We start from the raw sequence: 14204 nt of genomic DNA, 5'->3' as shown, positions 1-14204 counted from the left end.
ACTGCCTCCCGAACCAGTTGAGCCCCAACAGAATGGACAATCCCATGAAATCAGCCAGCAGTACCCCCTCGGCGTTCGGCTCCGGCACGAACCGCTTCGGACCAGGCGACACCATCACTGCGCGAGTGCTCACCACGATCCGGTCGGAGCGGATCCGCGTGCCCGCCGGCGAGGGACGGACTCACCTACAGTTCCGGCGCTTCGCCGGGTGCCCCATCTGCAACCTGCACCTGCGGTCGGTGGCCCGCCGGCACGACGAGATCCTGGCTGCGGGGATCGGTGAGGTCGTGGTGTTTCACTCCCCGGTCGAGGACATGCTGCCCCATCAGGGTGAGCTGCCCTTTGCCGCGATCGCCGACCCGGACCGTGAGCTGTACACCGCGTTCGGCGTTGAAACAGCATGGCGATCTGTGCTGCACCCCCGCGCCTGGACGACGCCGCTACGGCCGAAGACATACGCGGTCGTCGCTCGCGGAGTTCGCGCCGGCGGAACGCCCGGGCCGCGCGGTCAAACAATGCTCGGCTTGCCCGCCGACTTCCTCATCGCCCCCGACGGCCGGATCCTGGCCGCAAAGTACGGGCAGCACGCCGACGACCAGTGGGACGTCGACGAACTGCTCCACCTCGCCCAGTCCACCGACCACTGACCCGAAGCCGAACACGACTAAAGACGGGCAGTACATGCCACAACCACAGAGGCGCGCATTCCGGTTCGGCGTAGCCCTGCGCGCCGCCGCAAGCCGCCGCGAGTGGATGGACAAATGCCGCAAGGCCGAGGACCTCGGCTACGACACGATCGCGATCATCGACCACCTCGGGATGCCGGCCCCGTTTCCCGCGCTGATGCTGGCCGCCGAGGTCACCCAGCGGGCACGGCTGGGCACGTACGTGCTCAACGCCAACTTCTACAACCCGACTCTCCTTGCGCGCGAGGCCGCGACCACCGACCTGTTCGTCGACGGTCGCCTCGAGCTCGGCCTGGGAACCGGCCACACCAAGGATGAGTTCGAGGCCGCCGGCCTGGCCTACCCGACGGGCGCCGCACGGGTGGATCACCTGGAACGCACGGTGTCCGAACTGCAGCGACATTTCTCTGACCCCACCGCTCAGCCGCAGCCGTCGAAGCGGCCGCCGTTGCTCATCGGGGGCCGAGGTGACCGAGTCCTGCGGCTCGCGGCCAGGAGCGCCGACATCATCAGCTTCAGCGGCGCGGCGACCAGCCGGCACGGGGAGGGGCGGTTCCCCCTCCTCGGCGGCTCGGCGATCATGGACGAGCGGGTCGAGTACGCCCGCGCGGCGCTCGGCGACCGGATCAGTGAGGTCGATCTCAACATCGTGGCGCCGGCCGTCGCGGTGACCACCGAGCGGCACGCCGCGCTCGACGCGCTCCAGTACCTCGCGCCGTCGCTGAGCATCGAGGAGCGCGCAGAGGTGCCCGGCCTCCTGGTCGGCACAGCGCAGCAGATCGCCGACAAGATCCAGCACAACCGCGAGAGGTATGGCTTCACCTACGTCACCGTCCTGGAGCACAGCCTGGAGGCGATGGCCCCAATCATCGGACGGTTGCGCTGAGGAGGCACACGCCCGGATATTCACCACGAGGATGTTTGCAGAGCGAATGGGCTTGGGCCCCGTAACCTCACGCTCGCATTGGACGCTGCCTTGTGGCGATACGTTCACCGCGGCAGCCGCTACCTGAGCCGGCGGCTCCCCGCTTGCGGGTTCGAGATTGAGTGGGCAGGAACCGACGAGCGGGTGACGGTTCGATCGGGCGAGCCGACGGCTCGACTCAGCGGTGCGCCGGGCGAACTGCTCCTATATGTCTTTGGGCGTCAGACTGCAGCGCAGGTCGAAGTGCCCGGACCGCCAGAGGCCGTTGCGGCGGAGCGTCGTACGCACGTCGGCATGTGAGTCCAGCGCTCGCTTCGATCCACAGGTCGTGACAACCTCTCTCGGGGCCAATGCGTCGGGGTTCGTGGTAAGTGCGCACAGGTGCTGGGATCGCCCGTCTGACAAAGAATCTCACCGCGATGTCACATATGAAGAGCATATGACACAGGCAGTGAGAATATGACACGCGCCATGAGAATCTACACCGGTGTAGGAGCTACTTCGCCATGTTGGTGAAGCGCGATAGGTGTAGTTGATGCGCGACGGTGATGGTCTTGGTTGGGCCATTGCGGTGCTTGCCGATAATCAAGTCCGCCTCGCCGCCGCGGGGGTCGTCGCGCTCGAAAGCGTCCGGCCGGTGCAGCAGAATGACGACGTCCGAATCCTGTTCGAGGCTATTATGTATGCTAACTAAATTTGCGACGAAATTGTGTGTCCCGCTTACAGTCCCGTCGTAAACGTCGTGTTCGCCGATGCTAGTGATTTCCACAATCTTGTCCCAGAAGACATCGCTGGTTGCCAGCGTGTGAGTTTCGCGATCTTCAAGCAGCGCCGCGACGCTGTGCAACCTAGGCCGCCCTGGTGCGAATCTGCGGGTCGCGTCGGCAAACGTTGAGTTCATCGCCGCTGAGAGTTCGCGATGAGTCATCCCCTTGGCGGCCAGCGCTTTTCCGATCTTCTTCCAAACCTCTTTGGGTATCGTATCGCCGCCTGGACGGCCAGTGAGGGTATCGAGTCTGGACAGGACTTCGCGTGCGGACTCACCGCGCAAGCCGTGCACACCGATATTGCGAAGAAAGTTGGTCTGATTCTCTGCCCTATCGATGCACAAATGCCAGCAATCGCGGTAGCCCGACTTGCGCACACGCACAATTCGGGCACAGACGCCGTGACGGAGGAGCAGTTGCATGACGTCGTCGACCAGACGACGGCTCGTCGATGCGTAGTAAATCTGTGCGGCCCCATTCGAATCATTCCAGCGCACCGAACCATCCGTCGCCCACAGATGCCGCAGAAACAGCGCCACTTGATCATTCGGCAGCTTGAAAACCCTCTGCGGTACGAACTTTTCATGACTACGCCGCCCAAAGAGGCCGAGACCATCAAGCCATGCGGCGATAGGGTTGCGCTTACCGTGTGTCAGTCGATATGGCGCTGGCAGCCGCAGCGTCGTTACTCGTGCCGCCGCGTACTCGTCGCGCACGGCGGTCACCCCGAAATGTGCGGCTGCGATCGTCACCGCCGCCAGGTTTGCCTCATCGATGCTCGCGTAGCGAATTGGCTGATTCTTGACACACGACCCATCGCCGATCATGTGCGCAAGCAGGATCAACTCGGAGTCGTCCATGCGCTGTGTGTGAACAGGCTCCGGCACTCGACGCGGCACGGCAAGGCGATCGCCAACCTTCAACTCGCCCAGCGGAGTCCACCCGCTGATCGTCATGAACGGATGGTTACCCGTCGCCTCCACCTCTCGCCCAGATGCCAGCCGAAGCTTGAACACTTCTTTACGACCACTCGGGAACACATTGGTCATCGGCCGCGCGACCATTCGCATCCGCTCGTCGAGCGACCACACCAGCGGCCGCTCTCCGCTGGCGAGAAGTTCGCCGAAGGTCACCTCGGCGCCGGTGTCGGCCCGCAGGATTCGGGTGTTCGCCGTGAGGCAGCCCGACTCGCGGAGATCGGCCAGCATCGGCTTCTTGTCGGTGCGCTGCTCCGGGCCTCGATTCAACTGGCTGATCGCAACAACGGGAAGATCGAGCTCCTTGGCCAAAAGCTTTAGGCTGCGCGAGAATTCGGATACTTCCTGCTGCCGGGACTCGAACTTCTTGCCCGACGTCATCAGCTGCATGTAGTCGACGACGACCAGCCGCAGATCGGCCCGCTGCTTGAGCCGACGTGCCTTGGCGCGGATCTCCATCATCGTCAGATTCGGCGAGTCGTCGATGTACAGCGGCGCCTCGCTGATCTCGCTCATCCGCCGGGCCAGCCGGGTCCAGTCGTCGTCGCTCATCCGGCCCGAGCGCATGTCGGACAGCTTGATCTTCGCCTCGGCAGACAGCAGCCGCATTACGATCTCGGACTTGCTCATCTCCAGCGAGAAGACCACGCTGGCCAGCCGGTTCTTGATCGAGCAGGACCGCAGGAAGTCCAGGCCCAGCGTCGAGTTGTGCGTCGGCACCATCCCGCGGCCGGCCAGATAGAGGTGTGCGTTGTTGTCCACCTGCACGCAGCGCACCGGCACGCTGCGCACCCGGCGTACCGCGTCGATCTGCAGTACCGGCGACATCAGGGTGGCGACGGCGCGGCGCTCGTCGTACCGCCCCAGCGAGCCGGCCGCGGCGATGCTGTCCAGGCCGCAGCGCAGTTCGGCGGTGGTCCGGACGCCGTAGCCGGTCGGCCACTGATGCTGCGCATCGGCGACGATCGTTGTCCCGTCGGAGAATTCGACTTCGTAGCAGGGCCGGCCCAGCATCACATCGGTCGCCGCAATCACCATCGTCGGGCGGCCGTCGGCGCACAGCAGCCAATCTCCCACCGCGACATTGCCCATCGTCGTCCAGCCCGTCGGGGTCGGCAGCGGGGTGTCCAGCGCCAGCGCTTTGCCCACGCCGGGGCGGGCCGCGAGGATGATCATCTGCCCGGGATGCAGGCCGTTGGTCACATCGTCGAGTTCGGTGAAGCCGGTCGGCACACCGCGCGCCAGCCCGCCGTGCGACGCGATCGCATCGATCTCGTCCATCGTCGGCTGCAGCAGGTCTTCCAGCGGCACAAAGTCGTCCGACATCCGCCGGTCGGTGACGTCGTAGATCTCGGCCTGCGCCCGATCCACCACCTCGGCGACGTCGGACCCTTCCGCACCGGCGTAGCCGTACTGAACGACCCGGGTGCCGGCCTCGACCAGCCTGCGCAACAGCGCCTTCTCGGCGACAATGCCCGCGTAATACCCGGCGTTGGCGGCGGTCGGCACGGTGGAGATCAACGTATGCAGGTACGGAGCTCCGCCGATCCGGCGGAGCAGGCCACGCCGGTCGAGCTCCGCGGCCACCGTCACCGCGTCGGCCGGCTCGCCGCGCCCATAGAGGTCGAGGATCGCGTCGTAGACGTTCTGGTGCGCCGGCCGGTAGAAGTCTGCGGGGCGGATCCGCTCGAGCACGTCGGCGATGGCGTCCTTGCTCAGCAGCATCCCGCCCAGCACGGCCTGTTCGGCCGCCGCATCCTGCGGAGGCTGGCGACCGAAGTCCTCGCTGGGCGGTGGGACGTCCATCCCCGGATGGCCGAGATCGTCTACGACAGCCACGAAGCGTCCTCACCTCCTCCACGCCTTGCTCGAACGTACGTTCGATGGGCCGCTACCGTGACTGTAGGTCAGACCCCCGACGCCAAACAACCTCCCCGGCGGCGGAACTGCCTTGCGACGGCCAACGCTAGACGTTGCTGGAGCGGTCGCAAAGCCACCCTGTTTATGAACTTGTGCATGGGGTGTGGATATCTGCGTTCACCCGTGTTGAGGCCTTGGGGAGAACCTGTGGACGAAGGTCGGCGTTTATGGCATCCCCGCAGATAAGCGGACCACAAGGGCCGTTGATATCTGTGGATGACAATTTCCTCGGCGTGTCGTGCCGGGTTGCGTTCTCGGGCGTGTTGTGTTTCGGGTCGGCACCGCGCAGGTTAACGGCAGGTTAGCTTCGCTGTGCAGCGACAATCGCCGAGTGTTCGCCAGCGCGCAGCAACGCGCGGATGAAGATCGATCATGGCCTTCACCCCAGTAATTGACGGGAGCGTTTACGACTCGGCGACGACGTGCACCGGCACCGCGGCGTCCACATCGGGATGCAGCCGCACCGCGATCGGGTGGGTGCCCAGGGTCTTGATGTGTCCCCTGCGCATTTGCACGGTGCGCTTGTCGAGATTGGGCCCACCGGCCTTCTTGATGGCCCCGACGATGTCTGCGGGCGTCACCGACCCGAACAGCTTGCCGGTCTCCGAAGCCGTCTTCACCGGCAGCGTCACCGTCCCGAGACCCTCCAGTGCCGTCTTCAGTTCATTAGCGTGCTCGAGCCCACGAACGGTCTTGACCTCGCGGGCGCGGCGAATCGCCTCGGCCTGGCGCTCGGCGCCGCGGCTGGCCACAATGGCGAGCCCGCGGGGCAGCAGGTAATTGCGTCCGTAGCCGTCCTTCACGTCGACCGTGTCGCCCGCCGAACCGAGGTGGTCCACCTCGGCGGTAAGAATCAGTTTCATCTTCTACGTCTTTCCGTTTCGAAACGTGCGGTGCTTACCGCGTCGACGAACTGAACGGCAGCAGGGCAACCTCGCGGGCGTTCTTGACCGCGATCGCGATGTCGCGCTGGTGCTGCACGCAATTGCCGGTGACCCGCCGGGCGCGGATCTTGCCGCGCTCGCTGATGTAGGTCCGCAGCAGCGCGGTGTCCTTGTAATCGATCGGCTGCCCCTTCTTGGAGCAAAAGATGCACTTGCGGGTTTTGATCGGCTTTTCGGGAGCCGGACGTCGTTTGGTGGCCTTCGCCATGGATCTATCTCTTTCTCGAATTGCTGATTAGTCGTGAGTCAGAAGGGCGGTTCGTCGTCGCTGCCGGAGAACGATCCCGACGCCGGGGCGCTGCCCCACGGGTCGTCCTTGGTTTCGGAGCTGCCCCCAGTGGAGCCGCCGGAACCGCCGGAATCGCCGCGGGATCCGCCGCCGCCGAACCCGCCACCGCCACCGCCGCTGCGGCTGGCCTTGTTCACCTTGGCGGTCGCATACCGCAGCGACGGGCCGATCTCGTCGACATCGACCTCGACGACGGTGCGCTTCTCGCCCTCACGGGTCTCGAAGGACCGCTGCTTGAGCCGGCCCTGCACGACCACCCGCGCGCCGCGGGTCAGGCTTTCGGCCACGTTCTCGGCGGCCTCACGCCAGATGCTGCACCGGAGAAACAGCGCCTCGCCGTCCTTCCATTCCCCGCTCTGGCGGTCATAGATGCGCGGCGTCGACGCCACCGTGAAGTTGGCGACGGCGGCGCCGGACGGGGTGAAGCGCAGTTCCGGGTCGGCGGTCAGATTTCCGACGACGGTGATGGTGGTGTCACCAGCCACGAGATCCTCCTCAGGTGGGCGGCTTGTTGGGCGCGAGCCTACGCAACGCGCACGACAGCCGGCAGACGTTTACGGACTAGTGCTTGTCGGTGCGCAGCACCTTGGTCCGCAGCACGGACTCGTTCAGGCCGAGCTGACGGTCGAGCTCGGTCACGGTGGCCGGGTTGGCCTTCACGTCGATCACCGCGTAGATGCCCTCGGCGTGCTTGGCGATCTCGTACGCCAGCCGGCGCTTGCCCCAGATGTCGACCTTGTCGACGCTTCCACCGTCCTTGCGGATGACGCTGAGGAACGTCTCCAGCGACGGGGCGACGGTGCGTTCGTCGAGAGTGGGGTCAAGAATGACCATGATTTCGTATGGACGCATGAGGACCTCATCACCTCCTATGGGCTAACGCGGCCACGGTCGATCCGTGGCAGGAGGGTCGCCTGCGTCGGCAACCGGCCCAGGCTACAGGAACGCCCGCTGATCTGCGAAATCGCGCGCTCTAGCAGTCCGTGGTGATCTCGAATGTTGCGCTCGATCGTTCATCGGGATCGTGGTGATAGAACCCTTCGGCGGTGCCGGTGATAGTGAAGGTTCCTCGCTCGAGGCTGGCCTCGGCGTTTCCGGTGGTGAGTTCCCAGAAGCTTCCGGTGAATCCACCCACATTGTTGATCTGTACCGATCTGGCCACGACCGGATCTCCGGTTTGTACCTGTGCGGTGAAGCCAGGATTGTCCTCTAGCGTCTTGATGTTCCAAAGCCATTGCACCTGACTGCATTCGACTAGGTGGCGCCCGGCGTCGTTGCCATTGATGAGCACCTGGGCGGCGTGGGTTTCCAGCAGCGCGGCGGATCCCGATGCGCAACCAAGGGTGACGGTGGCCATGGCCGCGGCTGCGGCTGAGGTTACGAATCGGTTGTCCATGTCGCCTCGCCCCTGTTTCGTTGGGCTGCAGGTGGTCCTGCGCCGATTTGTTTTCCCCGGCAGCGGGTGCTCTATACCAAAGCCTTTCGCCGTTTTGGTGCGTTGTCTGATGTCGGGTGGCGTATGGCCTGAGCATTCCCGGGGAAACCCTCCTCGGATCGCAATGATGGTGCAACGAAAGACGATTGGGCTCACGGCCCGGTCACATGCACGAAAATGCGGTGGCTGTTAACCATTGATGTTGTCGGCGACGGGGCCGGTTTCACCGCAATGCTGCGCACGGGCGGCGACTTTGACGCAAAGTTCGTCAAGATTCGCCAGTTGGGCGGGTTCACCGGCAGTGCCTGGGCCGGTGGTGTCGGTCGCGCCGAAGCCGGCCGTGGCCTCGGAGTCATTACGATTGCCGGCCGGGGATACGGCTTCTACCTTGATAAACCGCATCGGCCCGCGACCGCGGCGTTCACGATCAAGACGGTGTGCTGAGGGTCAGCCCGAGCCCGAGCGGTAGCCGACGTCCACCGTCACCTGCTGGCGCTCACCGCCACGGACAAATACCAGCGGCTGCTGTGAGCGGGTTTCGGTTTGGCGCAGTGCTCCCAGGAGGTCCTCGACGGTGTTTACCGGTTTTCCGGCGAACTCGACGATGATGTCGCCGCGCCGCAGCCCGGCGGTCGCCGCGGGCGCACCCGGATCCAAGCCGAGAACCAGCGCGCCGTGGTCGACCTGGACCCCAAGCATCTGCTGGATCGCCGAGGTCACCTGGCCGGCAGAAATGCCGAGATATGGGTGTGTGGCTTCGCCGTCGGTGAGCAGTTGTTCAGTGACATCCAGCACCGTCGCCGACGGGATGGCGAAGCCTAGTGACACCGCCCCCGCGGCCGGCGGGACATAGGCCTCGTTGATGCCGACGACGCGACCGCTGGCATCGAGTAGCGCACCACCGGAGTTTCCCGGTGATATGGATGCGTCGGTCTGAATCAGATCCACCAGCGAGGGTGTCTGCGCCGCCGAACCCGGGATGTCGCGGTGCAGGCCGGAGATGACGCCGGCAGTCACCGAGTTCTGGAACCCCAGCGGGCTGCCGATCGCCACCGCGATCTCCCCCGGCTGGGGCAGCTCACGGCGGAACTGCGGTACCGGTAGATCCTTGCGCTCGGTGCGCACCACGGCCAGATCGGTCACCGTGTCGGTGGCCAGTACCCGCCCGCGCGAGGTCGTGCCGTCGGCGAAGACGATCGAAACGTCGCGATCGTCGCCGACAACGTGCGCATTGGTGACCACCACGTCGGCCCGCAACACCACGCCACTGCCGATGCCGCCGTCGCGCTGCACGGTCACCACACTGGGCCCGACGCGTTCCACCAGGTCGGCATAGCCCGCTCGGGCGCCGGTCGGCGCTCTCGGAGTCGTGGCGGGCGATGCTGCCGGGGTGGTTGATACGCCGCCCCGCTGATCGTGGAGATCCGTACATCCCGACCCAAGCACGAGCAATGCCGCAAGGGCCGCCGCAATACCAAGCTGCTTCATCGGCACGCGACCTCAAACCGCGACGACGCAGCACAGACCGACCAGCGCGCCGCGCCTCGCCGGTGCGTCGTCCCAAAAGTATTGCCGCAGCCGCGCCAGCGTCGCTGCCAGTAGCCGCGAGACATGCACCTGGGAGATGCCCAGGCGCGCAGCGATCTGGGTCTGCGGCAGATCGTCGCGGAACCTCAACCTCAAGATCACCTTTTCCCGCTCGGTCAGCCTGCCCACCAATTCGGCGACGGTGAGCGCGTCCTCGACGGTGTTGTAGCGGGAATCTTCGGCGCCATGCCGCCAGGCGTTCTGCGGTTCGGCGTTCGGGCTGCCGGGCATGGCGGAGTCCAGCGACAGCGGCCGATACGCGTTGGTGGCCTCGAGCGCCTGCACGACGTCCTCGTGGTCGATACCGAGTTCGGCGGCGACCTCACGGGCTGTCGGCGCCCGGCCCAGCTGCTGTGCGAGTTGACCGCTCGTGGCGTGCACCCGCCGGTGGGTGTCCTTGACCTTGCGGGGAACATGGATTCCCCAGGTGTTGTCGCGGAAGTGTCGGCGAACCTCACCCATGATGGTGGGTACCACGAACCCCAGGAACTGGCCCTTGGCGGGGTCGTAACGGTCGATGGCCTTGATCAGGCCCATGCGGGCAACTTGGATCAAGTCATCTGCCGATTCGCCACGGCCGACATACCGATACGCGATGTGGTCGGCCAGCGGCAAACTTGCGGTGATGATCCGGGAGCGCAACCGCCGCCGTTCCTTGTCGTCGGTGACCTCGGTAAACACTCTGCACAGCGCGCTGACCTGCGTGTAGTCGTCGTCGTGTGCCGCCGCGGCGGTCGGCGCATGCGCCGGCATCGCCGCACCGGTGTGATGCTCTGCTTGGAGCTGGCTCGGTGTCATCGGTTTATCCCCTCAGTTCCCCGGTTGATACGAATGGGCGCGGCCCGAGAGCTACAGACCGGTCTGTAGCCGAAGGTATTCACACGATGGGCCTGGAGGCTGAAAGGGACCTGATAAAAGACCGTGAACCGGGGCGCCCTGCCGCGGTGCCCTTGCTCAGCGCCCACACGGCAACGCCCCAACGTCGGATGACAGGCCGGTCTGTAGCGTGGGTAGGCTGGGTGGGCTGATCCAAACCAAAAGGGGCGCAGAATGACTGGCGTCGCTCACTCGCCGGACGCGCGTAATCGGATCCTGGCCACCGCCTACGACCTGTTCACCCGCCGCGGCATCCGTGATGTCGGAGTTGATGAAGTGGTGGCGACCGCCGGTGTTGCCAAGACCACGCTGTATCGCCACTTTCCGTCCAAGGACGATTTGGTGCTGGCGTTCCTCGAGCAGCGCGAGCAGGTGTGGACGGTGGAGATCGTCGAGCGCCGATCTCGCGAGCGCGCCGCGGACCCTGAGGGGCAACTACTGGCCATTTTCGACGTTTTCGATGACTGGTTTCACCATCGCACCGACTACGAGGCGTGCTCGTTCATCAAGGTGATGTTCGAAATGGGCTCGCACGGAGTGATCGGCAGGGCCTGCGTCGATCACTTGGAGAATATCCGCAAGATTGTGCGCAGTCGCGCGGAACAGGCGGGCCTGCGGGACCCCACCGAATTCTCGTGCGCCTGGAACATCTTGATGAAGGGCAGCATCGTGTCGGCCGCCGAAGGCGATGTAGACGCGGCAAAACGCGCCAAGAAGTTCGGTGCGTGGTTGATCGACCAACACCGGCCCAAACCCGGGTAGGGCAAATCCACCCGGAGGTATCGCGGCGCCCAAGACGGGGAACTCAACAGAGGTCCGGGCCTCGGTGCTTGCCGTGGTCGGCCGTCACTGCAGGAGGACACGGTCATGCAAGCCTTAACCGTTGACCCGACCAAGCCGGAATCGTTGCGCGTCGAAGAGTTCGCCGATCCCGTGCCGCAACAAAATGAGTTGCTAGTCAGGGGATTAGCGATCGGAGTCTGCGGCACCGACAAGGAGATCGTGCGCGGCGATTACGGGTCGGCCCCGCCGCACCGCGACCGGTTGGTGCTGGGGCATGAATCGCTCGGACGGGTTCTGCAGGCACCTCCGGGCAGCGACTGGAGCCCCGGGGATCTGGTGGTCGGGGTGGTGCGCCGACCCGACCCGGCGCCGTGCGGGGCGTGCGCGCGCGGCGAGTTCGACATGTGCCGCAACGGCCGCTACACCGAGCGGGGGATCAAGGAGATCGACGGCTTCGGCAGCCAATTATGGTGTGTGGAAAAGGATTACGCGGTGAAGCTGGACCAACGGCTGGAGCAGGTGGGCGTGCTGATGGAGCCCACCTCGGTGGTGGCCAAGGCCTGGGAGCAGGTAGACCGCATCGGGCAGCGGGCATGGTTTGAACCGACGCGGGTCCTGGTCACCGGTGCCGGCCCGATCGGGCTGCTGGCCGCGCTGCTGGGCGTGCAGCGAGGCCTGGACGTGCATGTGCTCGACCGGGTCACCGACGGGCCTAAACCCGTCATCGTGTCGGCGCTGGGAGCCACCTACCATCACGCCGACGTCGACGACGTCACCGCGCGTCTGCAGCCCGACGTGGTGATCGAAGCCACCGGCGCCAACACGGTCGTCTTCGACGCCATCGCGGGCACCGGTTCCTACGGCATCGTGTGCCTGACCGGGGTTTCGTCGGCCGGGCGCACCCTGCGGCTGGATGCCGGCGGTCTGAATCGGGAGCTGGTGCTCGAAAACGACGCGGTGGTCGGCTCGGTCAACGCCAACGTCGGCCACTACCGTCAGGCCGCGCAGGCCCTGGCCAACGCCGATCTGACCTGGTTGACAAGCCTGATCAGCAGGTTAGTTCCGTTGAGCCGCTTCAGCGACGCGTTCACCACCGGTCCGGACGACGTCAAGGTGGTCATCACCCTCGATGAGGAATGGAGGTAACCCCGCTGACTGCCATCGAAGATTACGCGCTGCTGGGCGATCTGCAGACCGCGGCGCTGGTCGCCCGCGACGGCAGCATCGACTGGTTGTGCCTGCCGCGGTTTGACTCCCCGGCGTGCTTCGCCGCCCTGCTCGCCGATCAACGTGCCGGCACCTGGCAGCTGGCGCCGGCGGCCGGCGGCCCGGCGACCCGGCGGGCCTACCGCGGCGACACGCTGGTGCTCGACACCGAATGGGACACCCCCGACGGCACCGTTCGGCTCATCGACTTCATGCCGCCGCGCGACCAATCCGCCGAAGTGGTGCGCATCGTCGAAGGTGTCAGCGGCCGGGTACCGATGCACATGACGCTGCGGCTGCGCTTCGACTACGGCCACCTCGTGCCGTGGGTGCGCCGAGGCGAACACGACCTGTCCGCGATCGCCGGCCCTGATGCGGCGTGGCTGCGCACCCCGATACCCACCCACGGACACGACCTGACCACGATCGCCGACTTCGAAGTGGCCGCCGGTCAACGCGTCCCGTTCGTGCTCACCCATCAACTGTCACATCTGCCCAAACCCGAGCCCATCGATCCCGAGCACGCCCTGCTTGACACCGAGCGATTTTGGGCGAAATGGATGGCGCGGTGTGCCTACCACGGACCGTGGGAAAGCCAGGTGCGCCGTGCGCTGGTGGTGCTCAAGGCGCTGACCTACGCGCCGACCGGCGGGATCGTCGCCGCCGCCACCACCTCGCTGCCCGAACAGATCGGCGGACCGCGCAACTGGGACTACCGCTTCTGCTGGCTGCGCGATGCGACATTCACGCTACAGGCGCTGCTGGGCACCGGATTTGTCGCCGAGGCCCGCGCGTGGCGGGAGTGGCTGCTGCGCGCGGTGGCCGGTGATCCGGCCACCCTGCAGATCATGTACGGCCTCGACGGCCGGCGCCGGCTGCCCGAACTGACGCTGCCGTGGCTATCCGGCTATGAAGGCTCCACACCGGTGCGCATCGGCAACGGCGCCGCCGACCAATTCCAACTCGACGTGTGGGGTGAGGTCCTCGACGGGCTGCATCTGGCCCGGGAAGCGGGCCTGCCCGCCGACGACACCGCCTGGGACGTCCAGCGCGCACTGCTGGACTACCTGGAGGGGCAATGGGATCAACCCGACAACAGCCTGTGGGAGGTGCGCGGCCCGCGCCGGCAGTTCGTGCACTCCAAAGTGATGGCCTGGGCCGGGGTCGACCGTGCGGTGCGCACCGTTGAGGATCACCACCTCGACGGCCCGGTCGACCGCTGGCGGGCGCTGCGCGACACCATCCACCGCGACGTATGCACCAACGGCTTTGACGCCGACCGGCACACCTTCACCCAGTCCTACGGCTCCGATGAACTCGACGCCGCGCTGCTGCTCATTCCCCGCGTCGGTTTCCTGCCGTGGGACGACCCCCGGGTCGCGGGAACCGTCGATGCCGTGCAGGCCGAGCTGTGCCAGGACGGCTTCCTACTGCGATACCGGCCGGACAAGACCGACGACGGGTTGCCCGGCGGCGAAGGTGTCTTCGTGGCATGCAGTTTCTGGCTCGCCGACGCGCTGGCCGGCATCGGCCGCATCGGGCAAGCCACCGACCTGTTCGAGCGACTGCTGGGGCTGGGCAACGATGTCGGGCTGCTCAGCGAGGAGTACGACACCGCCAACCGCCGCCAGCTCGGCAACACGCCGCAGGCCTTCAGCATGGTCGGCCTGATCAACACCGCGCGACAACTGCGCGGCAGCCGCACCACCACGTCCGCGCGTCCCCAGGACCAAGATCTCAGCCCCGCTGCCGAACCCACCCAGACCTCGGCGCCGCAGCGAAACGTGTAGACGGACGTCCGGCCGGGAA

Annotated in this window: 14 protein-coding genes and 1 pseudogene; 7 read left to right on the top strand and 8 right to left on the bottom strand. The window is 65.8% G+C overall.

Annotated features, from left to right (window positions below; translation table 11 throughout):
• Window positions 1-44 precede the first annotated feature (44 nt).
• From ACRDU5_RS08250 to ACRDU5_RS08240, 3 genes and pseudogenes are all read left to right on the top strand, one after another.
• Entirely contained in the window at window positions 45-647 is a 603-nt protein-coding gene (locus ACRDU5_RS08250) for a peroxiredoxin-like family protein (RefSeq protein ID WP_526613993.1), read from the top strand.
• 34 nt (window positions 648-681) lie between these two features.
• On the top strand, window positions 682-1572 hold the full coding sequence (locus ACRDU5_RS08245) for a TIGR03621 family F420-dependent LLM class oxidoreductase (protein ID WP_526613992.1): 891 nt from the start codon (window positions 682-684) through the stop codon (window positions 1570-1572).
• A gap of 18 nt (window positions 1573-1590) precedes the next feature.
• Window positions 1591-1911: pseudogene (locus ACRDU5_RS08240) on the top strand (TIGR03085 family metal-binding protein); the annotation flags it as partial.
• Between the two features lie 196 nt (window positions 1912-2107).
• On the opposite strand, the gene ACRDU5_RS08235 reads toward ACRDU5_RS08240, so the two are convergent.
• From ACRDU5_RS08235 to ACRDU5_RS08210, 6 genes are all read right to left on the bottom strand, one after another.
• Window positions 2108-5194 carry a replicative DNA helicase gene (locus tag ACRDU5_RS08235; RefSeq protein WP_526613991.1) on the bottom strand — a complete coding sequence of 1029 codons (3087 nt, stop codon included), beginning with the start codon at window positions 5192-5194 and terminating at the stop codon, window positions 2108-2110.
• 485 nt (window positions 5195-5679) lie between these two features.
• Window positions 5680-6138 carry a 50S ribosomal protein L9 gene (gene rplI, locus ACRDU5_RS08230; protein WP_526613990.1) on the bottom strand — a complete coding sequence of 153 codons (459 nt, stop codon included), beginning with the start codon at window positions 6136-6138 and terminating at the stop codon, window positions 5680-5682.
• A gap of 34 nt (window positions 6139-6172) precedes the next feature.
• Window positions 6173-6427 (bottom strand): 30S ribosomal protein S18, encoded by a 255-nt coding sequence (rpsR, locus tag ACRDU5_RS08225; RefSeq protein WP_526613989.1) that lies wholly within the window; start codon window positions 6425-6427, stop codon window positions 6173-6175.
• Window positions 6428-6465: 38 nt separating this feature from the next.
• Window positions 6466-6993: a single-stranded DNA-binding protein gene (locus ACRDU5_RS08220; protein ID WP_526613988.1), complete on the bottom strand. Its 528-nt coding sequence runs from the start codon at window positions 6991-6993 to the stop codon at window positions 6466-6468.
• 76 nt (window positions 6994-7069) lie between these two features.
• A complete protein-coding gene (rpsF, locus tag ACRDU5_RS08215; RefSeq protein WP_526613987.1) occupies window positions 7070-7360 on the bottom strand; it encodes a 30S ribosomal protein S6 in 291 nt (96 codons plus the stop codon).
• A 121-nt stretch (window positions 7361-7481) separates the two neighbouring features.
• Window positions 7482-8099, bottom strand: coding sequence for a lipoprotein LpqH (locus tag ACRDU5_RS08210; protein WP_526613986.1), 618 nt, complete (start codon window positions 8097-8099; stop codon window positions 7482-7484).
• A gap of 21 nt (window positions 8100-8120) precedes the next feature.
• Here ACRDU5_RS08210 and ACRDU5_RS08205 point away from each other — a divergent pair, with 21 nt between their 5' ends.
• Complete coding sequence (locus ACRDU5_RS08205; RefSeq protein WP_526613985.1) at window positions 8121-8387, top strand: lipoprotein LpqH; 267 nt, start codon at window positions 8121-8123, stop codon at window positions 8385-8387.
• A gap of 3 nt (window positions 8388-8390) precedes the next feature.
• On the opposite strand, the gene ACRDU5_RS08200 is transcribed toward ACRDU5_RS08205, so the two are convergent.
• Together ACRDU5_RS08200 and ACRDU5_RS08195 are read right to left on the bottom strand one after the other, a co-directional pair.
• Entirely contained in the window at window positions 8391-9266 is an 876-nt protein-coding gene (locus ACRDU5_RS08200) for a S1C family serine protease (protein WP_526613984.1), read from the bottom strand.
• 177 nt (window positions 9267-9443) lie between these two features.
• Window positions 9444-10328, bottom strand: a complete 885-nt coding sequence (locus tag ACRDU5_RS08195) for a SigB/SigF/SigG family RNA polymerase sigma factor (RefSeq protein WP_526613983.1) — start codon at window positions 10326-10328, stop codon at window positions 9444-9446.
• Between the two features lie 252 nt (window positions 10329-10580).
• On the opposite strand from ACRDU5_RS08195, the gene ACRDU5_RS08190 reads away from it, so the two are divergent.
• The 3 genes from ACRDU5_RS08190 to ACRDU5_RS08180 all read left to right on the top strand — a co-directional run bounded on the left by ACRDU5_RS08190 (window position 10581) and on the right by ACRDU5_RS08180 (window position 14185).
• Window positions 10581-11168, top strand: coding sequence for a TetR/AcrR family transcriptional regulator (locus tag ACRDU5_RS08190; protein WP_526613982.1), 588 nt, complete (start codon window positions 10581-10583; stop codon window positions 11166-11168).
• Window positions 11169-11273: 105 nt separating this feature from the next.
• Window positions 11274-12335, top strand: a complete 1062-nt coding sequence (locus ACRDU5_RS08185; RefSeq protein WP_526613981.1) for a glucose 1-dehydrogenase — start codon at window positions 11274-11276, stop codon at window positions 12333-12335.
• Window positions 12326-14185, top strand: coding sequence for a glycoside hydrolase family 15 protein (locus tag ACRDU5_RS08180; protein WP_526613980.1), 1860 nt, complete (start codon window positions 12326-12328; stop codon window positions 14183-14185). The genes ACRDU5_RS08185 and ACRDU5_RS08180 overlap by 10 nt, the downstream gene beginning before the upstream one ends.
• The last annotated feature ends 19 nt before the right edge of the window (window positions 14186-14204 follow it).

This window comes from Mycobacterium sp. (assembly GCF_050701515.1).
Lineage (GTDB): Bacteria > Actinomycetota > Actinomycetes > Mycobacteriales > Mycobacteriaceae > Mycobacterium.
Note: the sequence above shows the minus strand (reverse complement) of the source record. Positions and strands in the feature narration are given on the sequence as shown.